Below are 24,176 nucleotides of genomic sequence, written 5' to 3' on the forward strand. Positions count from 1 at the left end.
TATGATACGCCAAGAATCAAGATTAAATGTGGCTGATAACAGCGGTGCCAAAGAAGTGCTTTGTATCCGTATTTTAGGCGGTACAGGCAAAAAATATGCAACCGTAGGCGATAAAATTGTTGTTACCGTAAAATCGGCTATCCCTTCGGGTAACATCAAGAAAGGGGCAATTTCGCGTGCTGTTATCGTAAGAACTAAAAAAGAAGTACGCCGTAAAGACGGCTCTTACATTCGTTTTGAAGACAATGCCGCTGTATTGCTCAATAACCAAGACGAACCTCGTGGAACACGTATTTTCGGTCCTGTGGCTCGTGAATTGCGTGAAAAACAATTTATGAAAATCGTTTCATTAGCCCCCGAAGTATTGTAAGCATTATGGAAAGAAAGTTCAATAAACAGAAAAAATACCACATCAAAACTGGTGATATGGTTTTGGTGATTGCAGGTGATGAGAAAGGTAAAAAAGGTAAGGTTATTAAGATGCTTACCGAAAAAGACCGTGCCATTGTGGAGGGTTTAAATATTGTAAAAAGGCACGTTAAACCTTCGGCTACTAATCCGCAAGGGGGAATTGTAGAAAAGGAAGCGGGTATTCATATCAGCAACCTAATGCTCATAGACCCCAAAACAGGCGAACCTACCCGTACAGGTAGAAGACGCAACGATAAAGGCAAATTACAACGTTATTCTAAAAAAACTAACGAATTTATACAATAATGGCAACAACTCCTAGGCTGAAAGAAAAGTATTTGAAGGAAATCGTCCCTGCCCTAAAGGAGCAGTTTGGCTACAAATCTGTAATGCAAGTTCCTCGCATTACTAAAATTGTCATCAATAAAGGTATTGGTGCTGCCGTAGCCGACAAGAAGCTCGTTGAACAGGGAGTAGAAGAACTCACAATGATTACAGGGCAAAAAGCTGTGCCTACTTTTGCTAAAAAGGCTATTTCCAATTTCAAACTCCGTGAAAATATGCCTATCGGTGCAAGAGTAACCCTTCGTGGTAATATTATGTATGAGTTCTTGGATAGATTGATGACTATCGCCTTGCCTCGTGTAAGGGATTTCAAAGGAGTAAGTGACAAAAGTTTTGATGGCAGAGGAAATTACACTTTGGGTGTAAAAGAGCAAATCATTTTCCCTGAAATTAGTATTGATAAAGTAAATCGTATTTCAGGAATGGATATTACTTTTGTAACTACTGCCGAAACCGATAAAGAAGCCTACGAATTGCTCAAAGCGTTCGGTATGCCTTTTGCAAACTTGAAAAAATAATTAAACCAAACTTATGGCAAAAGAATCTATCAAAGCACGTGAGCGAAAAAGAGAAAGATTAGTAGCTCGCTACGCCGCCAAACGCAAAGCTCTCAAAGAAGCAGGAGACTATGAGGCTCTAGATAAACTGCCTCGTAATGCCTCGCCTGTACGTTTGCATAATCGTTGCAAAATTACAGGTCGCCCCAAAGGTTACATTCGCCGATTTGGAATTTCAAGGGTCTTGCTTCGTCAGTGGGCTTTGGAAGGCAAATTGCCCGGTGTAAAAAAAGCAAGTTGGTAAAAAAATTCAGACACAAAATTCCAAAAAGTTTTGTGTCTTTTTTATGTTTTTGATTTTGGAAAAATGAAGTATTAGTCGGGGTAGATTATTTGGTTTTAGTCAGGATTTCAAATTCCACACGGCGGTTAAGTTTTTTATCTTCGGCGGTTTTTTCTACCACAATGGGGCGGGTACTGCCATAGCCAATAGCATCTATACGGCTGGGTGAAATTTTACCTTTTTCTACAATATAATTTTTGATAGCATCGGCACGGGCTTGCGAAAGTTTAAGATTAGCCTCATCATTGCCGTCAGAGTCAGTATGTCCGCTGATTTTAATACGAATATTGGGGTGGTCTGCCATAAAGTGAACTACCTTATCTAAATCGGATTGCATTTCAGGCTTGATTTCTGCACTACCCCCTTCAAATTCCAATGAAGCAAATTTCCATTTATTAAAGCGAATAGCTTCCCCTTGCAAATCCATTTGTGTATCGCCTGTAAGGAAAAACTTTTTCTCAATCCTGAAAAAATCATCTCCCGTAATAATCACAAGGTAGTTATTATTCTTGCGTAATTGAAATTCATACGAACCATCGGGGCGTAGATACTGAGGGGCAATTTCAATACCATTATCTAAATCAATAATGGAAACAATTCCTTGAAAAGGATTACCAGTTTGGCGATCTACGACTTTACCTTTGAAAACTACCGTAGCATCAGGCTTTGCTTCCATAGGTACAGGAAAAGAGAATAGATTGAGATTATCGGGTTCATCTTCCGTGGCTTTGGCGTAGTACAAATACTTGGCTTGGTGGTCAATTGTAAAATAATATTCATCAGCATTACTATTGACAAGCGGACCTACATTGAAAGGCTCTTGCCAACGCCCAAAAAGTTTGTAAGATTTATAAATATCAAAACCGCCAAAATTAACCAAATGCCCATTAGAACTAAAATATAGCACATCGTATATGGGATGCACGTAAGGGCTTACCTCACTGCCACGTGTATTGATAGTGGGACCTAAATTTTGGGCTTTAGCCCAAGAACCATCAGGTAATTTGTAAGTGAAATAAATATCTGAAAGCCCAAATCCCCCCAATCTATCAGAGGCAAAATATAAGGTATCCTCATTTTTAGAAAGAGCAGGGTGTGAGTCCCAAGCTACACTATTGACATTGATACCTAAATTTTGAACTTTCCAAGTGCTATCAGGCTGTAAATAAGCTACGTAAATATCACAATTGCCATAGCAATCGGGGGCATCACAACGAGAAAAATACAGTGTTTTGCCGTCTTTACTCAAATGTGCAGACCCTTCGTTATAGCCTGTATTTAGTCCTTTGAACTCTTTGGCTTCAGCCCAGTATCCGTCTATTTTACGAGAAAAATAAAGGTCTTCGTTTGCTTTGGTTTCACGCTTGATAGCCATCACCTGCTTTTCTTTGCGTTTGGAGCTAAAAATGATGAGGCTGTCATTTTGTCTTGCGAAGGTTGTGGGGGCGTAATCGGCTTTGGTAGAATTGACGGCAAAATCCATTTCCAAAAGCAAGGCTTCGGGGGGCATTAGGGTATCAACAAGTTTGCGATATTCTACAAGTTCATAGTAGTATTCAATTGGTACGTAGTAAATTTTCTGATTGACGGTCATACTATCAAAATGTAATTCTATGGCTTTTACTTCGCTACCTTTGTGATGTTTGAGAATAGTTCTGTAAAGGCTTTTGGAGGCTTCAAAATCATCTAATAATTCTATCATTTTAGCCAAAATCCACATCTTTTCTGCGTCGCGATAGAAGTTTTCAATACCAAAGCTCTTGACATAGTCAAAAAGTAAAGGATAAGCCTCTTTATATTTGTGATTTTTAATGAGTTTTTCTATTTTTTGCCATTTTTTTTCATCAGAATAATATTTGGTAGAGTTGATTTTGGGGAACTCAAATACGCTTTCAGAATGTTTGCCTACAACGGGGTCTTTGACTTTTACAACCCCTTGCGATTTTATTTTATCGGGCTGGGCTTGTAAAAAATGGATAGAAAGTACAAAGAAAAAAATACCTATTCGCCAACGATAAATCATAGTTTGCATTGTATTATGAAATAACTTGCTTTGCGTAAAGTCTGTGATTTTTGCTTATCAATTTGTAAAATTAGTAAAAAAACTAATTTTTTGCTAAAAACTTACAAAAAAATCATTTATCTGACTTTCTGCCCTGCCACCTCTTTTTGGCACAATAATTGAAATTACTTATTTTTGCTAAATTTTTCAATCAAGCACATACCAAAATGATATTTAAGCAGGTTTATATTCAGAATTACCTGCAAATTTCTCACATATTCTTAAATGACTTTTTGTCAGTTCCTTTTTGGTTGATTAAGCAAAAATCGTTCTACAATGACAAAGAAAGCAAAAAAAAATAATTCAACATTTTTGAAGGAAAATGGAAATGATACTGGTGTAGAGATAATTTCTATTTTTGGTGAAGGTGATCAAAATAACGAAAAAATACCCGAAGAGATTGGGATTTTAGCTCTCCGCAATACGGTTCTTTATCCGGGAGTGGTTGTTCCTGTTACGGTGAGCCGAAAAAAGGCGATTCGTTTGGTTAAAAAAGTAAATAAGGGTGATAAAATATTAGGAGTAGTAGCTCTTAAAAATCCGAATGTAGAAGAGCCCACTGCTCAAGATTTGTACCATATAGGTACTTTGGGGCATATTCTCAAAACTATCAATATGCCTGATGGCAGTATGACTATCATCATACAGGGGCGTGGGCGTTTTGAAATTCAGCGATTTTTGCGTGAGGAGCCTTATTTTTGGGCAAAAATAGAGGGGTTACCTGAAAAATTCCCAATGCAGTATTCTCGCGAAGTAAAAGCCCTGATAGCTTCTTTGAAGGAGGCGGCTATCAAAATTTTGAAACTCAACCCTGATATTCCACAGGAGGCTCAAATTGCTGTGGATAACATTGAATCCTTGCCTTTTCTTACACACTTTTTGGCTTCCAACCTCAATGCTGAATTGCACGAAAAGCAACAACTCTTGGAAATCAGCGATGGTGTAGAAAGAGCTACCAAGCTATTAGAACTGATGCTCCGAGAAGTGCAAATGCTCGAGTTGAAACACGAAATTCAAAGCAAAGCACATTCCGATATTGAACAACAACAACGTGATTACTTTTTACGCCAACAGCTCAAAGTACTGCAAGATGAACTCGGTGATGAGGCAGGCGGTGTAAAAATTGATGAACTTCGTCAGAAAGCCGCTCAAAAAAAGTGGAACGAGCAAGTCGCTAAACATTTTGAACGAGAACTCGTGCGTTTGCAACGTGCCAACCCCGCCTCGCCCGAATATGCTATCAATCTCAATTACATTGAGCTACTATTAGATTTGCCTTGGGGCGAATACTCGGAAGATAATTTAGACCTGAAGAACGCTCAAAGAATTTTGGACGAAGACCATTATGGCTTAGAAAAGGTCAAAGAAAGAATTTTAGAATATTTGGCAGTTTTGAAGCTCAAAAAAGATTTACGAGGACCTATTCTTTGCCTTTACGGACCCCCCGGCGTAGGAAAAACCTCTTTGGGGCGTTCTATTGCAAAATCTTTGGGCAGAAAATATGTACGTATGTCTTTGGGTGGTTTGCACGACGAAGCCGAAATTCGTGGGCATCGCAAAACTTATATTGGTGCTATGCCGGGTAAATTCATTAGTAGTATCAAAAAAGCAGGCACTTCCAATCCCGTGATGATACTTGATGAAATTGATAAAATTGGTGCTGATTACAAAGGCGACCCCGCTTCGGCACTTTTGGAAGTGTTAGACCCCGAACAAAATAGCACTTTCGTTGATAACTACTTGGAAGTAGAATATGACCTTTCCAAAGTCTTGTTTATTGCTACTGCTAATACTTTGGATACCATTCACCCCGCCTTGCGTGATAGAATGGAAATTATTGAAATCAGTGGTTATACCACAGAAGAGAAATTGGAAATAGCTAAAAAACACCTCATTCCTAAACAAAGACAAGAAAATGGCTTGACTGCCCGCCAAGTGAGCTTTTCGGATAGTGCTATTCAGACTATTATTGAAAACTACACTCGCGAATCGGGGGTGAGAAATTTGGAGCGAAAAATTGGGGCAGTTATGCGTAAGGTAGCTAAATCGGTAGCTTTAGAAGAACCTTATGCCAAAAAAATAACCCCCGAAGTGGTAGAAAAATTGTTAGGCTCACCTACTTTCGACAAAGAAATTTACGAAAATGACGAAATCGCAGGTATCGTTACAGGACTTGCTTGGACTGCCACAGGCGGCGAAATTCTGTTCGTTGAAGCCTCTTTGAGCAAGGGTAAAGGCAAACTCACTATTTCGGGGCAATTGGGCGAGGTAATGAAAGAATCTGTTACGGCGGCTCTTTCTTACCTGAAAGCTCACGCCCACAAATACCAAATAGACCATCGCCTCTTTGGACAATACGATTTGCATATTCACGTGCCTGCGGGAGCTGTTCCCAAAGATGGTCCTTCGGCAGGAATTACCATACTTACTGCCTTGGCATCTGCTTTTACGCAAAGAAAAGTGAAAGAAAAATTAGCTATGACAGGCGAAATTACTTTAAGAGGTAAAGTTTTGCCTATTGGGGGCGTAAAAGAAAAACTTTTAGCCGCTATCAGAGCTGGTATCAAAGAGGTTATTTTGCCCAAACGCAATGAAAAAGATGTCAAAGAAATTCCAGCTCATTACCTGAAAGACTTGCAAATTCATTACGTAGATACCGCACAAGAAGTGCTTTCACTTGCTTTGCTTTCGCAAAAAGTGGCTAATGCCATAGAGTTTGAAATCTCCGAAAACGAGAAAATGCCTCTGAATGCTTAATTTTCTGAATAATGGCTTTCTTTTTTCGTTTGCTTGCCAAGCTACCTTTACGTTTGCTGTATGTTTTGAGTGATTTTTTGTATTTTTTAGCGTATTATGTGGTTGGCTATCGCAAAAAGGTAGTTTGGCAAAATCTGAAAAACTCTTTTCCCGAAAAATCTGAAAAAGAATTAAAAGCTATTCAAAAGCAGTTTTACAGGGGTTTAATAGATGTTTTTGTAGAAACGCTGAAAGTACTTGCTATTTCGCCACAAGAGTTAGAAAAAAGGGTGCGGGTAAAAGATTTAGATAAACTTACAAGTTATCTTTCTGAAAATAAAGCTGTACTAGTTTTTGTAGGGCATTTGTTCAATTGGGAGTGGCTCTCGCTGATTTGCAACCTGAAACAGCCTTATCCGCTTTATTTTGTGTATCAGCCTTTGAGTAATCGTTTCTTTGACGACCTAATGCTTCAAATTCGTACTCGCTTTGGGGCGAAACCTCTTAAAATGCAGAATGTCCTGAAAGATGTTTTACAAAATCACAAGGAAAGTCGTATAGTGGCGTTTTTGGCAGACCAAAGTCCTGCGGGTACAGAAAAAGACCATTGGACGCACTTTTTACATCAGGATACAGCTTTTTTTGCAGGAGTTGAAAAAATTACCCTTAAATTAAACTTGCCTGTGCTTTTTGGAGGAGTACGTAAGCTAAAAAGAGGGCATTACGAATTGTATTTTGAAGAGATTTATCACCCTCAAAGGAGACCTGATAGGCAAATTACAGAAAATTATGTCAGGCTTTTAGAAAAACAAATTCAGGAAACTCCGCCGAATTGGCTTTGGTCGCATAAACGTTGGAAAAAGAAAAGAAATTTCTGAAAAAATTTGCATAAAAAATTTTTTCTATTAACTTTACGTTCCTTTTATGTTAATTTAATGTTATCAAGCTATGAAACTGCAATTTGTAATCAATCCTATTTCAGGCGGTAAATCTAAAAAACGAGTAATTGAGGCTTTACAGAAGCATTTTCCGAAAAGTGAATATGAAATAGCCATAAATTTCACCGAAAAAGAAAAGCACGCTACCGAAATTACACAGAGGGCAGTAGAAAAACTTGTTGATGTGGTAGTAGCAGTGGGAGGTGATGGCACTATCAACGAAGTAGCCCAAGCCTTGATAGGTTCGGAAATTCCTTTGGGGATTATTCCTTATGGTTCGGGGAATGGTTTGGCTCGCCACCTTAATATGTATGCTTCGCCCGAAAAAGCCGTTGAAATTATCAAAAAATTCAATCCGCAAAAAATAGACACTTGCGTTATTAACGAAAAGCCTTTTCTTTGCACTTCGGGCGTAGGTTTTGATGCTTACGTTAGTAGTCTTTTCGCACAAGCAGGCAAAAGAGGTTTTCAGACTTATGTAGAAAGCACTTTGAAAGCTTTTTTTCAGTATAAACCTGAAACTTACATTTTAGAAACCGAAAATGGTACAATGGAAATGGAAGCCTTTTCGGTAACTTTTGCCAATGCCTCGCAATACGGCAATAATGCTTTTATTGCTCCCCAAGCCGATATTCAGGACGGCTGGCTTGATGTGTGCGTACTCACTCCTTTCCCAAAGTGGCAAATGCCCAAAATAGGTTTAGATTTGTTTCTGAAAAATTTACCTAAAACTAAATATTATCAAAGTTTTAGAGTAAAAAGTGTAAAGCTCAAACGTTCCCAAGCGGGTGCAGTACATTTGGACGGCGAAAATTATGCTTTTGGAAAAGAGTTGAAGGTTACCATTCAGCCACAAAGCCTGAAAGTTTTGGTAGCTTGATTGGCACAATTGCTTTACTTGATACCTGTGAGATTTTCAAAATCTTACAGGCATTTTTATGAAAAACAAAAACTTTTCACTTTTTAGAATTGTTTGGAAAAGAAAAAATTGGAAACATTTACCACCAGTTCGCTTACTATTTTACCCACAGAAATTTTTGAATGGGCTTTGCAGAAGGGTTACGCTACGGCTTTATGGCGTTTGCCTGATAGCAAAACTATACATTGCCTAATTGATTTTTCTGAAAAAATTGAGCCACAGCCTTTGCAGGTAGATGAATTTAACGAAAGAAAAGGCTTTATTTTCAGTCCTTTTGAAAATGAGAGTTTGCAGAAAATTTTTTTCCTGAATGCTGATTTTTACAGTAATTCCGCCCAAACTCTAACCGCTGAAAGCATTTTTCTTCTCAAAGATTTTAATAGCAAGTACAAGGAATTTTCCGATACCCCCCGAAGTCCAGTTCAGTTGATTTTGCCAAATACAGATTTGGAGAAAACACAACATTTGCATTTGGTAGAAAAGGCGGTTGGAGCTATCAAGGGAAAGACTTTTCAGAAAGTTGTGCTTTCAAGAAAGATGAAAGTAGGGATTTCTGATGCTTTGCAAATTTCTTATGTTTTTCAAAATCTTTGTGCTTTGTATTCTTCGGCTTTTGTTTCGGTGGTGTATGTGCCTAACTGCAATATTTGGATAGGGGCAAGTCCTGAAATTTTAGTCAGTGTGGATAAAAATAACATCTTTCGCACAATGGCACTGGCAGGTACGCAAAAATACCCCGAAGAGGCAAATCTTTCCGAAATCACTTGGACACAGAAAGAAATAGAGGAGCAGGCTCTTGTGAGCCGTTACATTATCAATGCTTTTAAGAAAATACGTTTGCGAGAATTTGAAGAAGATGGTCCCCGAACTATTAGGGCAGGAAATTTGGCTCATTTGCGTACCGATTTTTGGGTAAATCTGAACGAAGTACATTTTCCGCACCTTTGGCAAGTGATGTTAGGACTTTTGCACCCTACTTCGGCGGTTTGTGGTATGCCCAAAGATGAAAGTTTGGCATTTATCCGAAACTTTGAAGGCTACGATAGGGAGTTTTATAGCGGTTTTTTGGGGCAAGTGAATATAGAGCAAGAAACGCACATTTTTGTAAATTTACGTTGTATGCAGATTTTACCTTCTTTGCAAGAGGCTTATGTGTATGCGGGTGGAGGTATTACGGCTAATTCTAACCCTGAAAAGGAATGGAATGAAACAGCCCTGAAAATGGAAACTATTCTGAAAGCAATCGGCTAAAAAACAAAAATTCCCGCCATAGGCGAGAACTTTTGGTCAAGAAACAACGCAATCTGTTTATCTTTAGTGCTTAAATTGAGCTTCTTCGGTAGAGCCTTTCAGAGCCACAGTGGAGGCTTCCCCTCCTGTAATGACTTCTTGCACGCTATCAAAATAACCTACACCCACAAAAGACTGATGTTTTACAGCTTTGAAACCTTTGCTTTGTAGGGCGAATTCTCTTTGTTGTAGTTCAGAATAGCCTGCCATACCTTTACCTTTGTAAGCGAGAGCTAATTCAAACATACTGGTATTGAGAGCGTGGAAACCTGCAAGCGTAATGAATTGAAACTTATACCCCAAGTCTGCCAAGTTTTCTCGGAAAGTGAGCATTTCTTTTTCAGAAAGTTTTGCCGCCCAGTTGAACGAAGGTGAGCAATTGTAAGCAAGCAATTTGCCCGGATATTGAGCGTGAATGGCTTGTGCAAATTCGCGAGCCTCGCCAAGGTCAGGGTGACTGGTTTCCATCCAAAGCAAATCGGCATAAGGAGCATAAGAAAGCCCACGGCTAATAGCTTGCTCAATGCCACACTTTACGTAGTAAAATCCTTCGCTACTGCGTTCTCCTGTAATAAAGGCTTGGTCGCGAGGGTCTATATCGCTGGTAAGCAAATTAGCGGCATCGGCATCGGTGCGAGCAATGATTACGGTAGGCACACCCATTACGTCGCTTGCAAGCCTTGCGGCAATGAGTTTTTGGATAGCTTCTTGGGTAGGAACAAGCACTTTTCCGCCCAAATGACCGCATTTTTTAGCCGAAGAGAGCTGGTCTTCAAAATGTACGCCTGCGGCACCTGCTTCAATCATCATTTTCATAAGCTCGTAGGCATTGAGGTTTCCTCCGAAACCTGCTTCGGCATCAGCAACAATAGGCAAGAAATAATCTACATTGCCTTCGCCTGTAAGGTATTGAATTTGGTCGGCACGCAAAAGGGCTTTATTGATACGCCTTACTACCGCAGGAACACTATCCACGGGATAAAGACTTTGGTCGGGGTACATTTCGCCTGCCAAATTGGCATCGGCGGCTACTTGCCAGCCGCTCAAATAAATAGCATCTAAACCTGCTTGTGCTTCTTGAATGGCTTGGTTGCCTGTCAAAGCCCCTAACCCTGCTACGTAATGCTGAGTATTGAGTTTTTTCCACAATTTTTCTGCTCCTTTGCGAGCCAATGTGTATTCAATTTGCAAAGAGCCTGTGAGTTTCACGACATCTTCGGCAGTGTAGGGGCGTTCTATGCCTTTCCAGCGGGGATTGCTTGCCCAGTCTTGCAGTAGAGCATTGATTTTTTCTTGGCGTGTCATTGGGTTAGTATGTTTTGGGTGAAACCATTTTTCTTTTGAAAAACACTTTTTCATACGGAAATCTGTTACAAAGATAATTTAGCGAAAAATATAAGTCAAGCGAAATTTCGCTAAAATTTTATTTTTCGCTAAAATTTTTCCCAAAATTGTGTTTAAGTAAGTTTTTTTTGAATTTAGCCAAGAAAAAAAGGGCTTTTATAGCCCTTTCTGAAATTTTCTGAAAACTGCAACCCGAAAGCTACAAAATTCCTTTGGTAGAAGGAATATCCTGATGTTCTATTTGTATAGCTTGCCGAATGGCTTTGGCAAAGGCTTTGAAAGTAGCTTCAATGATGTGATGGTCGTTTTCGCCTTGCGAGTAAATATGCAAATTGCAAAGGGCTGTATCGGAAAAAGATTTGAAAAAGTGTTTGCACATTTCCGAAGGGAAATCACCGACTTTCTCGCGTTTGAGATTCATTTGAGCCACGAAATAAGGTCTGCCTGAAAAATCCAAAGCCACTTGGGCAAGGGTTTCGTCCATTGGTAGGGTAAAATGTCCGTAGCGAGCAATGCCCTTTTTATTACCCAAAGCCACTTTGAAAGCCTCTCCTAATGCCAAAGCAGTGTCTTCAATGGTATGATGCTCGTCTATATGTAAATCTCCTTGTACGCGTATGCGTAAGGCAATGCGGGCGTGTTTGGAGATTTGCTCCAACATATGGTCAAAAAAGCCAATGCGTGTCTGAATATCGGTATATTCGTAGCTGTCCAAATTGAGTTCTACACGAATATCCGTTTCTTTGGTTTTTCGGTGAATGAGGGCTTTGCGTTCGGTTTTATTTTTTTCTGCTAAAAATTGAGCAATTTCGTCCCAGTCATTCGTTTGCAAAGCGAGAGCTTTTTGATGTTTTTCGGCAAGTGGCAAAGTAGAAGCGTTGAACAAAATCCCTTTGATGCCCATATTATAGGCAAGTTCAAGGTCGGTGAGGCGGTCGCCAATAACGTAGCATTGTGAGTAATCAATATCGTTTTGGTTGAGATAATGCTCTACAAGTCCTGTACGGGGTTTGCGAGTAGGGGCATTTTCGTGTTCAAAGGTTTTATCAATAAGAATTTCGGCGAAAGTAATACCTTCACCTTCCAGTGTTTGAAGCATTTTTTGATGAGGAGGGAGAAAATCGGTTTCAGGCAAAGAGGCAGTACCCAAGCCATCTTGATTGGTAACTATTACCAATTCGTAGCCTAAATTATTTTGCAAAAAATGTAAATTGCGAATTACTTTCGGAATAAATGAAAGTTTTGCAAGGCTATCTACTTGAAAATTATCGGTAGGTTCAACAATAATAGTGCCGTCGCGGTCAAGGAATAAAATTTTTCGCATAAATTCTAAATTTAGAGGGGCAATTTAGAAAAAATTATGATTTTTCTTTTGGAGTTGAAAAGTTTTTTTATACCTTTGCAGTCCGAAAGATTGTTCGGGATGTAGCACAGCCAGGTAGTGCACTCGTTTAGGGTGCGAGGGGTCGCTGGTTCAAATCCAGTCATCCCGACAAAAAAGCCTCAAAATCTGATGATTTGAGGCTTTCTTTTTTCTTTCATAATTTTGATTTAGGATATTTTTCTATGGAGCAGGTTTTCAACCAATTCTAATTCTTCTACATTAAAATCGTTCATTTCATCAAGCTCTTCGTCTTTTTCATCTTCTTGGGCGTACTCGGCGTGAATATCCACATCTTTGATGTAATGCACAAGTTCCCAATTTCCATTGAAATCCTCTGTAAGAGCCGTAAGCGACTCAACCCAATCACCTGAATTAAGGTACAAAATGCCGTCTATTTCTTTCATAGCAGGCTGATGAATATGCCCGCAAATTACGGCATCGCACTGCTTGATTTTAGCGAAATGAGCAAGTTCTTTTTCAAAATCATCAATATAAGAAACTGCCGTTTTTACTTTGGCTTTAATTTTTTGCGAAAGCGAATAATAGGGCAACCCTCGTTTGGCTCGGTACTGGTTGTAACGCTTATTAAGCCAAAGCAGAAAGTTATAGCCAATGTCGCCCAATTTAGCTACAAATTTTAATTTGGTAGTGATGCTATCAAAAATATCGCCGTGTGTAATATAGTAGCGTTTGCCAAAACTTTCATAAATGTAATCTTTGCAAATGGAAAGTCTGCCAATACGCAATGGCAAGATTTGGTCAAGAAAATCATCGTGATTGCCTCTAACGTAAATGACACGTGTTTTGTATTTGTCCATCATTTTCAGGACAACTTTGATAAAACGCGTATGCTTACGTTTCCATTTGCCTGAGCGTTGCAGTTGCCAGCCGTCGATAATATCGCCGTTTAAGATAAGGGTTTCGCAAGTATTTTGTTTTAGAAAACGGACAAGCTGTTTGGTTTTTGAACCTGATGCCCCCAAATGAACATCAGAAATAACGATGGTTTTATGATGCTTTTTCAAGGCAGTTTTTTTACAAAATACGTCTTTTTCTTTGTTTTGAGTGTAAAAAAAATATTACGAAATATTGAATTTTTGGGCTTTTAATCAGCTTTTAAGCAACAATAAATTAACTTTGAAACAGAAACTTTTATTTTTTAAGGAAAGACAAAATTTTTTCTTTTTTCCAACGTTGAGCAATAAAAATTTATGTTTATGCAAATGCCAAAAGTTACAATACTTGTGTTGCTGTGGATTTTTACTACTTACGCTTTTGCCCAACAAACTGAAAATAAAGAAAAAGAGGGTAAGCGAGAAAATCCACCGCCTAAAATCGTAGAAACCAATCATCAGATTACTATTCAGGGAAAAATCATCAAATACAAAGCCCAAACAGGTTTTTTGCAGCTGCAAGACGAATACGGCAAACCCAAAGCAAATATTTTTTTCATAGCCTACACTCAAGAGGGAATTAGTGATGTTACTAAACGTCCGATTACATTTTGTTTCAATGGCGGACCGGGTTCGGCTTCGCTTTGGCTTCATTTGGGCGTGATAGGACCCAAAAGAGTGCTAATGACAGACAAAGGCGAACCTTTACCCCCACCTTACAAATATATTGATAATGAATTTAGCTGGTTAGATAAAACGGATTTGGTATTCATTGACCCCGTGAATACAGGTTACAGCCGAGCCGTAGAAGGGGAAAAACCTGCTCAATTTTTGGGTTATGTGGAAGATATTGAAAGTGTGGGTGAGTTCATTCGTTTGTACTGCTCTAAAAATGCTCGTTGGGCTTCGCCGAAATATTTAGCAGGAGAAAGCTATGGCACTACACGTGCTGTTGGTTTGGCAAATTATTTACAAGACCGCTACAATATGTATTTTAATGGTTTGTGTCTGATTTCGGCGGTTTTGCAGTTTCAAACGGTGCGTTTTGATAAAGGCAACGATTTGCCCTACATTTTATTTTTGCCTACTTATACGGCTACGGCTTGGTATCATAAAAAGCTACCCACCGACTTACAACAAAAAGATTTGAAGTCTTTGCTTAAAGAGGTAGAAAATTTTGCTCTGAATGAATATGCTACTTTTCTTGTAAAAGGCGATTGGGCAACAGAAACAGAAAAAAAGAGTGTCGCAGAAAAGCTACAACGTTATACAGGACTTTCTGCTGAATTTTTGGCAAATTGTTTTTATAGAATAGAAATTGGGCGTTTCTGTAAAGAACTTTTACGCAAAGAAGGCAAAACCGTAGGGCGTTTGGATAGCCGAATGATAGGCGTAGATTACGACAATGCAGGCGAAAGATTTGAATTTGACCCCAGCCTGAATGCCACTATATCAGGACCTTATGCAACGGCTATCAATCAGTATATTCGGCAAGAGCTTAAATTTGAAACACATTTAGCTTATGAAGTGCTTACCAGTAGAGTGCAACCTTGGAATTACAACAATGTTCAGAATAGGTATCTGAACGTAGCCGAAGAGTTGCGTAGTGCTATGGCGAAAAATCCTGCCTTGAAAGTTTGGGTATGTAGCGGTTATTATGACTTTGCAACCCCTTACTTTGCCACAGATTACACTTTCAATCACGCTTTTTTACGCCCTGAACAAAAGAAAAACATTCGTACTACTTACTATGAGGCGGGGCATATGATGTACATACACAAAGAGTCCTTTTTACAAATGAGAAAAGATTTAGAAAAATTTTTCGAGTAAAGACACCTTTTTTTCTTTCACAATCCAAAAATTTTCTGCATTTTTTCCGAAATTTGCAGAAACTTGTTAATGCTTAAAAAATCAAAATTATGAAAACTTGTAGGTTTTTATTGCTATTGCTTTTGCTAATGGTAGGACAAAAAAACACCTTTTCGCAAGGAAAACTTGTTTTGGTAGGTGGAGGCACTGAAATTCAGGGTGGTTGGAGCGATGCTCCTTATCAGTGGGCGGTTAATCAGTCTGTTAATAAAAAAGTGGCTATTATCAGCTATCAGACGCAAGATAATTGGCTTCGGAATTACTTTTTGAGCTTGGGAGCCACAGATGCTACTAATTTTACCATTAGTACCACTGCTCAAGCAAATTCGCCTACGACATATAGCGACTTGATGAACCACGATGTTTTCTTTTTCAAAGGAGGCGACCAAAGCCAATATTACACGCTTTACAAAGGAACACTCGTAGAGCAAGCTGTTGAAGATAAATTCAATGCAGGGGGCGTGATTGCAGGAACTTCGGCGGGTATGGCAATTCTTTCATCAATTTTGTTCAGTGCTGAAAATGGTAGTCTTTTTCCCCCCGATGCTCTTGAAAATATCAATTCGCCTTATTATTCTTTGAAAAACGATTTTATACACATTTTCCCTAATTTTGTCTTTGACACTCACTTTGCAGAAAGAGGCAGAAATGCCCGTTTGATGGGTTTTTTGGCAAAATGGTACCAACAGACAGGTAATTTCGTTAAAGGTATTGGCGTTGATGATAAAACGGCTCTTTGCATAGATGCTTCTAAAAATGCGACCTGTTACGGCTCAGGGGCAGTGCATATTTACGCTCCACAAAGTTTTTCTTTCCCAAATAACAAAATTTACACGCCTGACCTCAAAGCTCATATTCTCCTGCACGGACACCAAATCAATCTGAATACTCTGACAATGTTGCAAGAAGCGAGTAGTTTTGTTAGTCCTACCGTATCGCAAGAAAACGCCAATTATCAGGTTTGGCTCAGCGGGGGTGAAGGAATAAGCGAAAATGGAAATCTTTTGCAAGACTTTGTAAATAGTGGCAGTGTGAATGATAATATTCTCATTGTAACAGGAAGCGATACTGTGGTAGCTCATCAGTACCGACAAAATTTGCGTAGCAGAGGGGCTACAGGCAATATTACCATTCTGCAAACCATTGCCGCAAATAATCAGAGTGATAAATATCAATTGCGTAATGCTATCAGGCTTTCAAAAAAGGTGCTTTTTGTCAATATTACGGGCTTTGCGAATTTCTTTCAGTTTATCAATGGTGGTGAAACAGGAGCTTTGCTTAATTCGCATATTCGCCGCAATCAGATTTTGAATCTTTTTATAGGCGAAAACAGCAAATTAGCAGGAAAAATTTACGTAACCAACAACCGAGCCAACAAATACAACGCCTACGACGGTAATTTGAGTTTTAGCAATGGCTTGTCTCTCTTGAATACTACTACTATTTTGCCCAATGCCTTTAACCCCAGCGATAATGATTTTTACGAAAACAATAGTTGTGCAGTGAGTTATGCAGTGGCAAAATATCGCTTGAAATTTGGTATTTACTTAAATCGCAATAGTTGGCTCAAATTTTATCAGCAAGCGGGGCAAAATTTTTTCACTTCGGCGGGAACTTATTCGGCAATGGTGCTTATCAATGGCAATACACGTGGGGGACTTGCTACGCAAATTGCTAGCACTGCTACCAATCAGCCGCGTAATATTGCGGGGTTTTCGGAAGTGTATTATGCTCTACTGCACGGAAATAATACGCTTTCAGTAGGAGTGCCTGTTCCTACCAACGATGAAAATTATACTTTGGAAAATCCTGTGGTTTCAGGTCTTGTCAGTTCCTTTGCAAAAGAAGTTTTGCTTTATCCTAATCCTGCTCGGCATTTTGTAAAAATTGAATGGCTAAATGCACCTTTGGAAGTAACCATTTGCGATGTAAGTGGCAGGTGGTGTTCGGAAAAGTATCGTGGAGAAGGGTTTTTACAAATCAACACACAATTCTTTCAGAAGGGTCTGTATGTGGTGCTTATCAAAAATGCCCAAAACGGACAAATCTTGATGAAAAAACTAACGATTTACTAAAACAAAGATGCCTTCGCCCAAAATATCCATTATTACCATTACTTACAACGCCGAAAAACATTTAGAGAGAACGCTCAAAAGTGTAATTCTGCAAACCTACACCAACAAAGAGTACATCATCATTGATGGCAATTCTACCGATGGCACGCTTGCAATTATCAAAAGAAATGCTCATTACCTTGACTATTGGATTAGTGAGCCTGATAAAGGGCTTTATGATGCTATGAATAAAGGGCTTGCCCAAGCCACAGGCGACTATGTGGTTTTTATGAATGCAGGCGATACTTTCTATGAGGATACGACTTTGGAAAAAGTTTTTGCCCTGAATGCAGATGCAGACGTTTATTATGGCGATGCAATGATAATAGCTGAAAATTCTTTGCAACCTTTGGGTTTGCGTAGTCAAATTACTCCTCATTGTTTGCCCGAGCGACTTTCTTGGAAAGATTTACGCAAAGGATTAGTAGTTTGTCATCAGGCATTTATTGTCAAAAAAAGCATTTGTGAGCCTTACGACCTTACTTATACGCTTTCCGCTGATATTGATTGGGTAATTCGGGTGCTTCAAAAGGCTACCAATGTTGTAAATACACAAGAAATCATAGCGACCTATCTGCTCGGAGGACTGACTACCCAAAAACGAAACATTTCTTTGCAAGAGCGTTACCGAATCTTGCAAAAACACTTTGGTTTTTTACCAAATCTATTCAATCACATTCAAATAGCCTTCCGAGGATTGCTCTTTGCTTTGCGAAATAAGAAAAATTATTGGAAAAATATGTGAATAGCGAGAAACCTTCAAGGCTATTTATTTTTCTGAAAAAAAGGATTCCCCATCGCCAAAATTATAATTTTATTACACTCAAAATTTTTTACCTTTTTGAAACATTTTCCCACTTGCATACGTAATATTTATAAAAGCCTTTGTATTTTAGCAAAGATTCTTTTATTTTTACCAAGTAAGGAGCAACCCTCTGCCTGTAAGTGAGGGAGAAATAAACCAACAAATATTTTATGCAAACACTAAAAATTTTAGGCTTTTTAGCCACGATTGGGCTGATAGCCGCCAGCACTGCTTGCAACAAAAAATCCCCCAACCCGCAAGAGGAGTGCATTGAGGGAGTGGTTATCGCTGAAGCAAGAAAAATGAATGAAAATCCTGACCTTTCAATGATATGTTTTACGGTAGTTCAAATTAAAAATAGAAATATTGGGGTCAATTGGAAGGGTTTTAATAATTGTGTGGTAATAGAGAACCTAGACAAGAGTAAGCAAGTGGTTGGTACAAAAATTTTCTTTAAAAACTACTCTGTAATAGATGAGTGGGGTTATCACACAGATTGTTTTCCTCCACCTAATGTTCTCATAAGTATTCAAAACCAATGTAATTTATTTAATCAATAATATTTAAGGATTATGAAGATATCTCTATTATTTGCTGTATTTTTTTCTTTTACATTTACATTAGCCCAGTCTGTTTTTTATCGTTATGAAAACAGAATAATAACTTTGGAGTCAGATACTACCACCATAGTTATTTTTCATAATGAAAAAATGCAAATTGGGGGGGGTAAAAGTTTGATTATCAGAAATTTATCTACAAAACCTTTTACTCTTTATTTGCGAAACCTATCACCAAATAGTTTTTTGTTGAAATTAAAAAATGGTTCATTATTTAATACTTTAATATCCGAGCTAAACTCTCTGAAGAATACCTTTCCTGATTTGCAATTTTTGATAGCTTTCAAATACAAAGGAGAGCAAGTATATCCAACCAATCAAATAGTCCTCGCCCTAAAACCAAATTCTACTATTATACAAGTAGAGCAACTTTTTGGAAGCAAATTCAATAAGACAAGTTACCAAGAGTTGTTAGGTACCTACCTCATAGATATAAAGGAAGTTAGTGAACTTTTTGCACTCACAGAAGCTATTTACGGAAGTGGTCTTGTTGAATGGGTAGAACCAAACCTCATATCTGGTAGTCCTTGTAATCCTTTGTACCCACTACAATATTATCTGAATAACACAGGACAAGGAGGAGGCAGACCAAATATAGATATCAACGCCCCTGAGGCTTGGGACTTAATAAATACTTGTGCAAGTACAAATCAAAAGGTAAGAGTAGCTGTGCTAGATGATGGTATAGAGCCACACGAAGATTTAAGTTGCTTGTTACTGAATGGTTTAGATGTCCGTAATCGGGATAATCCTGGAAGACCTACAACATTTTTTGACTTTCACGGACAGGCTTGTGCTGGTATAATTGGTGCAAATAATGACACCATTGGTATCATTGGAATTGCTACAAATTTGGAAATACTTTCTGTAAGAATGATAAGTGAAGGTCTTGCATACTCAAATGTGGAAATAGCTAATAGTATAGTATGGTCTTGGCATATTGGTAAAGCAGATATATTAAGTTGTTCTTGGAAATTGGATACTCCTTCAAACTTAATTACCAATTCAATCCAAAATGCTTTAACTATGGGTAGAAATGGGAAAGGCTGTGTTGTAGTATTTGCCTCTGGTAATAGTTTTGGAAATGTACTTTATCCAGGTAACCTACCCGGTGTAATAACAGTAGGAGCAATTGATAAAAATGGAAATTTACATGACTATAGCAGTCGCGGTCCCGAGATTGATTTAGTAGCTCCAAGTGGTGGTATTATTGGAGACATTGTAACGCTTGGTAGGAATAATCAGTACATATTTAACTTCAATGGCACATCAGCGGCTTGCCCTCAGGTAGCAGGGGTAGCGGCATTGTTATTGCAAGTAAATCCTAATCTTACAGAAGCCCAAGTGCGTACTATTCTGCAAGAAACAGCCCAAGATTTAGGAGAGCCAGGGTTTGATAACAATTATGGTTATGGCTTGGTAGATGCCTATGCGGCGGTGTTAAGGGCTATTTCGAGTAATGCTCAAATTGTAGGTCCGAGTGTGTTTTGCCAAACGGCTACTTTTACGCTCACTAATGCACCTACTTGTATGAGTGTTACTTGGTCAGTGGGTCCTAATCTTAGCATTGTAAGCAGTAATACGAATACACTTGTAGTATCTACCAATGTATCGAGTAACACGAGTAGTTTTATTCAGGCTCAAGTAGGAGGCACTACAATTACCTACAATGTATTGCTCACGCCTTCGGCGGCGGCACAAATACAAAACATCATTGGACCTACTCAGGTATGGCGGGGACAAATCGTAAATTATCGTATCAATCCTGTACCAGGTGCTACGGGGTATCGTTGGTGGGTGGTGCCCGTAGATCCTGCTACATCACAGCCTATTGTGCCATACAATTGTACGGGATATTTCTGTTGGGGCTATGCACCTGGTCATAATGGTACGGGCTTGTCTTGTAGTTTTAGAGTAGGGGAGACCGATGGACAAATCTACGTAGAGGCACTAGGGACAAACCCTTGCAATAGTGGCATAGGCACGATTAGAGCCGTATATCAGGCAACGGGTTGCCCGCCCAATGGGGAAAAGTGCTACAATTTACGCATATCCAATCCTTATCCAAACCCTACGGGTAATGTGTTGCAGGTAAAAATAGAGCATAGTGAAAATGATGAAGAGGTACTGGCAATGTTTGCCCAAACACCTTACGAAATCAGGCTCTATAATGCCCAAGGGGAGCAAAAAATAAGATTGGAGAATGTTCAGGGTATAGAAACACAATTCATGGTATCACATCTGCCACAAGGTTTGTATTACCTGAAAGTATTGCACCCTGAATTTGGGATATTAGAAAAAATGATTGTGAAAGAGTAATTTCTAATCTACTCTTTCAGATAGCGATACTATTCACCCCGAGAGTAGTATCGCTTTTTTACAGAAAACTCACAAAAACTCTTTCAATTCGCCAAGGCAACTAATTTCATAAGAGGGCTTTCTATTGTGTGGGACTTTTTTTGGATTGTAAAAAACGCAATCCAGACCTATTTGCAAAGCTCCTTCAATATCGGTGAGTAAATTATCTCCAATCATCAGGCAATTTTCTTTGGGACATTGTACTTTTTGCAAAAGATATTCAAAAATGCCTTTTTGGGGCTTTTTACAGCCTGCTTCTTGCGAGGTTACAATTTCCTGAAAGTACGACAATATGCCTGCACTTTCCATTTTTATCCGCTGAATTTCAGGAAAGCCATTAGTAATGATGTGTAACTTATATTTTTGAGAAAGATAATCCAGCATTTCTTTGGCTTGGGGCAAAAGATGAGGCTTGCGGGGTGTTTTTTCCAAATAGATTTGCGAGAAAGCAATAGATAAATCGGGGTTATGAAAATCAAACTCCTGAAAAACCATAGTAAAACGCTTTTCTCGCAACTCTTGGGCAGTAATTTGTTCGGTATCGTGTAGATGCCATAAATGAGCATTTACTTCGTGAAAAACCGCCAAAAACTGCTCTTTGGGAATAATTCGTTCATCTAAAAAGTCTTTATGCAGTTCTAAAAGGGTTTCGTTAGAATTTTTTTCAAAATCCCAAAGGGTGTGGTCTAAATCAAAGAAAATATGCTGATAACAAGCGATTTTATGCTCGGTAAAGTTCATTTTTCGCTTTTTAATGAAAAAACATTTTCACTAAACAAAGTTAAAAAATTTTACGAGCTTTTCCCAAAAGTTTGCGTATGATTTTTGCTTATATTTGCGAAAAAAGAAAATGCAAAAGTTTGTAATCGGACTTTTTTTAATGAGTTTTATGACTTGCCAAAGCAAAAAAACAATGTCCCAAAGTGCTTCTCAAGCCAAAATTTATGGTAAATGGCAACTCGTGAGCATTACTGAAAAAAACACAGGCAAAAAGCAAGATTTTTCGGATAAAAGTTTCTTTGCCACTTTTACCCAAGATGGGCGTTTGCAATACAATTTAGACGTAAATGGTTGTGAAGGGAAATTCAGCCTTGTAGGAAAAGGTGAAATTCAGATGAACGCCACCGATTTTGTATGTACGCAAGCCTGTTGCGATACGGTGCGTATCAATTATGTAGCTGTAAAACGCTATGAAATTCAAGGTAAAACCCTTAAATTATTTTCTGAGAACGAAATTTTGGAAATGAAAGCCTTGTAAGCCAGTTGGGGCATAACTGCGAAAACACAAGGTTTCCAAAAGGTGCTTTCGCAGTTGTGTAAATCATAAGCCTATTTTTGGAAGTTGAATTTGGCAAAATCTACAAGGCTATCCAAAAAGGTTCTTCCTGCAAGGTCAAAAAAGAGATTGACAGCCTTTTCTACGGCGGCATCGGTACGTTCAAAGCCTTGCGAGGTGTCTTTTAGCCAAAAATTGAGCAGATACATCACCTGCCACCACAAAATCTCGGGATAGCTTTGGTTCAGAATATTGCGGTTTTGTACTTCGCCTGTTTCAAGGGCTTCGTTGAGTAGCTCTTGGGCAAAGATTTTGAAACTCTCTTTGAAAGCCTTGTATTGCTCCTGTGAGCAAAGATTTTTGGTTTGCATTGCAATTTCTACAAAACTGCGATAGCCTTTGAGATTTTCAAGCCAAGTATAATAGAAAGCGAGTAGTTTTTCGCGTACCGAAAAACTCTGATATTGCTCATCTGTTTGTATTTGGCTTTTGGTAGTTTCAAACCAACCTTTCCAAATCTCTTGTGCCAAAGCACCTACACTGCTGTAATTTTCGTAGAAACTCTCTTCCGAAACTTCCAAGAATTTTGCGAGTTCATAAGCACTTTGAGGCAAACGATTGTTTTCCAAAGAAAACTTCACAAAACCCTCACGCCAATCAATGTTTTGTGTATTTTCAGATTTATTTTTGCTTTGCTTTGCCATATTTTTTGGTTTTTCAAATTTTTTAACTATGTTTGAAACAAGAAAGTTTGTTTTTGTGGTAAAGTTTTTATTTTTTTGCTAAAAAAACAACTCTTGCATTATTTTTGTATTGCAAAAACCTAAATTTCAGCCCAAAATAAAAAAAGTGTTATGAAAGTAGTTAGAATTTTCTTGCTTGTATTGCTAAGTTTAGCCTTGGGTGTGAGTGTAAATGCTCAAAAAGCTAAACCTAAAAAAGGTGTGCAACCCCGTAAAGTGAATGTGCCTGCGGTGTATAGAGTGGATAGCGACAATGATGGCGTACCTGATGTTCGCGACCAATGCCCTAATACGCCTACAAGCCAAAAAGTAGATGACTATGGTTGTCCACAAGATACTGATAAAGATGGTGTGTATGACTATGAAGATAAATGTCCAGGAACACCGGGTGATGCACAAGGCAATATGGGAACTATGGGACCTCGCGAAAACAACGGCTGTCCCTGGGGGGATAAAGACGGTGATGGATTTTTAGATAATGAGGATAGATGTCCCGATGTGGCGGGGGTTGCTCGTTATTTTGGTTGCCCTGCCCCTGATTTTGACCAAGACGGCGTTCCTGATGAAGAAGACGATTGTAAAGATAAAAAGGGACCTAAACACAATCGCGGTTGCCCTGAAATGAAAGACTCAGACGGAGATGGTTTGCTAGATTATGAAGATGGTTGTCCTGATAAACCCGGACCTCGTGAAACCAAAGGTTGTCCCAAAGTTGTTTCTGCCGCCGAAGAGGCTATCTTGAAACAAGCCAGCAAAATTGAGTTTGAGTCGGGCAAAGCCACTATTCCTGAAAAACTTCAAAAGAAATGGTATCCTATTTTGGATAAAGTGGCTGATATTCTCAAAAGCAAGCCTGAAACCTTTATGCTGATTGAAGGTCATACCGACAATGTGAAACCTCAAAAATCTCCTTTCCCTGATAATAAAGCTCTTTCAGAAGCAAGAGCCAAATTCGTAATGGATTATATGATTTCCAAAGGTATTGCGGCTACTCGTTTGAAAGCCGTAGGTTATGGCGATACTAAACCTTTTGAAATAGATTCGCCTGATGCCAAGCCACTTGCCAAACCCGAAGAAATCGCTGAGTACAACAAAACCAAGCAACAGAAAGAAATGAACAGACGGGTGAAAATGACTATCGCCTCTGTAAGGTTATGGTAAAAAAATAAATCCTAAAAAAGCCTGTAAGTAACGCTTACAGGCTTTTTAGTTTTCTTGTTATTTTTTACATT

Annotated in this window: 21 protein-coding genes and 1 tRNA gene; 16 read left to right on the forward strand and 6 right to left on the reverse strand. The window is 38.7% G+C overall.

The window, feature by feature from the left end; genetic code table 11:
- Nucleotide 1 precedes the first annotated feature (1 nt).
- From rplN to rpsN, 4 genes are read left to right on the forward strand one after another with little or no spacing between them, the layout of a single operon-like run.
- A complete protein-coding gene (rplN, locus tag Rain11_RS08600; protein ID WP_101358951.1) occupies nt 2–370 on the forward strand; it encodes a 50S ribosomal protein L14 in 369 nt (122 codons plus the stop codon).
- 5 nt (nt 371–375) lie between these two features.
- Nucleotides 376–717: a 50S ribosomal protein L24 gene (gene rplX, locus Rain11_RS08605; RefSeq protein WP_101358952.1), complete on the forward strand. Its 342-nt coding sequence runs from the start codon at nt 376–378 to the stop codon at nt 715–717.
- The gene (rplE, locus tag Rain11_RS08610; RefSeq protein ID WP_101358953.1) at nt 717–1,274 is read left to right on the forward strand and encodes a 50S ribosomal protein L5; all 558 of its coding nucleotides are present in this window, start codon (nt 717–719) and stop codon (nt 1,272–1,274) included. Before rplX ends, rplE begins: the two co-directional genes overlap by 1 nt.
- A gap of 13 nt (nt 1,275–1,287) precedes the next feature.
- Nucleotides 1,288–1,557 (forward strand): 30S ribosomal protein S14, encoded by a 270-nt coding sequence (rpsN, locus tag Rain11_RS08615; protein ID WP_101358954.1) that lies wholly within the window; start codon nt 1,288–1,290, stop codon nt 1,555–1,557.
- Nucleotides 1,558–1,642: 85 nt separating this feature from the next.
- Here the strand turns inward: rpsN and Rain11_RS08620 are convergent, their stop codons facing one another.
- Entirely contained in the window at nt 1,643–3,628 is a 1,986-nt protein-coding gene (locus Rain11_RS08620; protein WP_243390569.1) for an OmpA family protein, read from the reverse strand.
- A 306-nt stretch (nt 3,629–3,934) separates the two neighbouring features.
- Between Rain11_RS08620 and lon the strand changes: the two genes are divergently transcribed.
- The 4 genes from lon (at nt 3,935) to Rain11_RS08645 (ending at nt 9,502) form a co-directional block, all read left to right on the forward strand.
- Nucleotides 3,935–6,415 carry an endopeptidase La gene (lon, locus tag Rain11_RS08630; RefSeq protein WP_101358957.1) on the forward strand — a complete coding sequence of 827 codons (2,481 nt, stop codon included), beginning with the start codon at nt 3,935–3,937 and terminating at the stop codon, nt 6,413–6,415.
- Nucleotides 6,416–6,426: 11 nt separating this feature from the next.
- The gene (locus Rain11_RS08635) at nt 6,427–7,272 is read left to right on the forward strand and encodes a lysophospholipid acyltransferase family protein (protein ID WP_101358958.1); all 846 of its coding nucleotides are present in this window, start codon (nt 6,427–6,429) and stop codon (nt 7,270–7,272) included.
- A gap of 70 nt (nt 7,273–7,342) precedes the next feature.
- Nucleotides 7,343–8,212 (forward strand): diacylglycerol/lipid kinase family protein, encoded by an 870-nt coding sequence (locus tag Rain11_RS08640; protein ID WP_101358959.1) that lies wholly within the window; start codon nt 7,343–7,345, stop codon nt 8,210–8,212.
- A gap of 108 nt (nt 8,213–8,320) precedes the next feature.
- Nucleotides 8,321–9,502, forward strand: coding sequence for an isochorismate synthase (locus Rain11_RS08645; RefSeq protein ID WP_243390570.1), 1,182 nt, complete (start codon nt 8,321–8,323; stop codon nt 9,500–9,502).
- 63 nt (nt 9,503–9,565) lie between these two features.
- Here the strand turns inward: Rain11_RS08645 and aceA are convergent, their stop codons facing one another.
- Together aceA and hisB are read right to left on the reverse strand one after the other, a co-directional pair.
- Nucleotides 9,566–10,846, reverse strand: a complete 1,281-nt coding sequence (aceA, locus tag Rain11_RS08650; protein ID WP_101358961.1) for an isocitrate lyase — start codon at nt 10,844–10,846, stop codon at nt 9,566–9,568.
- A 238-nt stretch (nt 10,847–11,084) separates the two neighbouring features.
- Nucleotides 11,085–12,209 carry a bifunctional histidinol-phosphatase/imidazoleglycerol-phosphate dehydratase HisB gene (hisB, locus tag Rain11_RS08655; RefSeq protein WP_101358962.1) on the reverse strand — a complete coding sequence of 375 codons (1,125 nt, stop codon included), beginning with the start codon at nt 12,207–12,209 and terminating at the stop codon, nt 11,085–11,087.
- A gap of 95 nt (nt 12,210–12,304) precedes the next feature.
- Here hisB and Rain11_RS08660 point away from each other — a divergent pair.
- A tRNA-Pro gene (locus Rain11_RS08660) sits at nt 12,305–12,378 on the forward strand.
- A gap of 58 nt (nt 12,379–12,436) precedes the next feature.
- Here Rain11_RS08660 and Rain11_RS08665 read toward each other — a convergent pair.
- The gene (locus Rain11_RS08665) at nt 12,437–13,294 is read right to left on the reverse strand and encodes a UDP-2,3-diacylglucosamine diphosphatase (protein WP_101358963.1); all 858 of its coding nucleotides are present in this window, start codon (nt 13,292–13,294) and stop codon (nt 12,437–12,439) included.
- 219 nt (nt 13,295–13,513) lie between these two features.
- Here Rain11_RS08665 and Rain11_RS08670 point away from each other — a divergent pair, with 219 nt between their 5' ends.
- From Rain11_RS08670 to Rain11_RS08690, 5 genes are all read left to right on the forward strand, one after another.
- The gene (locus Rain11_RS08670) at nt 13,514–14,992 is read left to right on the forward strand and encodes a S10 family peptidase (RefSeq protein ID WP_243390571.1); all 1,479 of its coding nucleotides are present in this window, start codon (nt 13,514–13,516) and stop codon (nt 14,990–14,992) included.
- An 89-nt stretch (nt 14,993–15,081) separates the two neighbouring features.
- Nucleotides 15,082–17,106 carry a T9SS type A sorting domain-containing protein gene (locus Rain11_RS08675; RefSeq protein WP_101358964.1) on the forward strand — a complete coding sequence of 675 codons (2,025 nt, stop codon included), beginning with the start codon at nt 15,082–15,084 and terminating at the stop codon, nt 17,104–17,106.
- Between the two features lie 7 nt (nt 17,107–17,113).
- A complete protein-coding gene (locus Rain11_RS08680; protein WP_101358965.1) occupies nt 17,114–17,890 on the forward strand; it encodes a glycosyltransferase family 2 protein in 777 nt (258 codons plus the stop codon).
- A 230-nt stretch (nt 17,891–18,120) separates the two neighbouring features.
- Nucleotides 18,121–18,510, forward strand: a complete 390-nt coding sequence (locus Rain11_RS08685) for a hypothetical protein (RefSeq protein ID WP_101358966.1) — start codon at nt 18,121–18,123, stop codon at nt 18,508–18,510.
- 243 nt (nt 18,511–18,753) lie between these two features.
- A complete protein-coding gene (locus tag Rain11_RS08690; RefSeq protein WP_165778102.1) occupies nt 18,754–20,886 on the forward strand; it encodes a S8 family serine peptidase in 2,133 nt (710 codons plus the stop codon).
- Nucleotides 20,887–20,955: 69 nt separating this feature from the next.
- Here the strand turns inward: Rain11_RS08690 and Rain11_RS08695 are convergent, their stop codons facing one another.
- A complete protein-coding gene (locus Rain11_RS08695; RefSeq protein ID WP_101358968.1) occupies nt 20,956–21,666 on the reverse strand; it encodes a YjjG family noncanonical pyrimidine nucleotidase in 711 nt (236 codons plus the stop codon).
- Between the two features lie 109 nt (nt 21,667–21,775).
- On the opposite strand from Rain11_RS08695, the gene Rain11_RS08700 reads away from it, so the two are divergent.
- The gene (locus Rain11_RS08700) at nt 21,776–22,183 is read left to right on the forward strand and encodes an META domain-containing protein (RefSeq protein ID WP_101358969.1); all 408 of its coding nucleotides are present in this window, start codon (nt 21,776–21,778) and stop codon (nt 22,181–22,183) included.
- Nucleotides 22,184–22,254: 71 nt separating this feature from the next.
- Here Rain11_RS08700 and Rain11_RS08705 read toward each other — a convergent pair whose 3' ends face one another.
- Nucleotides 22,255–22,905 (reverse strand): TetR/AcrR family transcriptional regulator, encoded by a 651-nt coding sequence (locus Rain11_RS08705; RefSeq protein WP_101358970.1) that lies wholly within the window; start codon nt 22,903–22,905, stop codon nt 22,255–22,257.
- Between the two features lie 150 nt (nt 22,906–23,055).
- Here Rain11_RS08705 and Rain11_RS08710 point away from each other — a divergent pair, with 150 nt between their 5' ends.
- Complete coding sequence (locus Rain11_RS08710) at nt 23,056–24,105, forward strand: OmpA family protein (protein ID WP_101358971.1); 1,050 nt, start codon at nt 23,056–23,058, stop codon at nt 24,103–24,105.
- Nucleotides 24,106–24,176: the final 71 nt, after the last annotated feature.

It is taken from the genome of Raineya orbicola (assembly GCF_002843425.1).
GTDB classification, from domain to species: Bacteria; Bacteroidota; Bacteroidia; order Cytophagales; family Thermonemataceae; genus Raineya; species Raineya orbicola.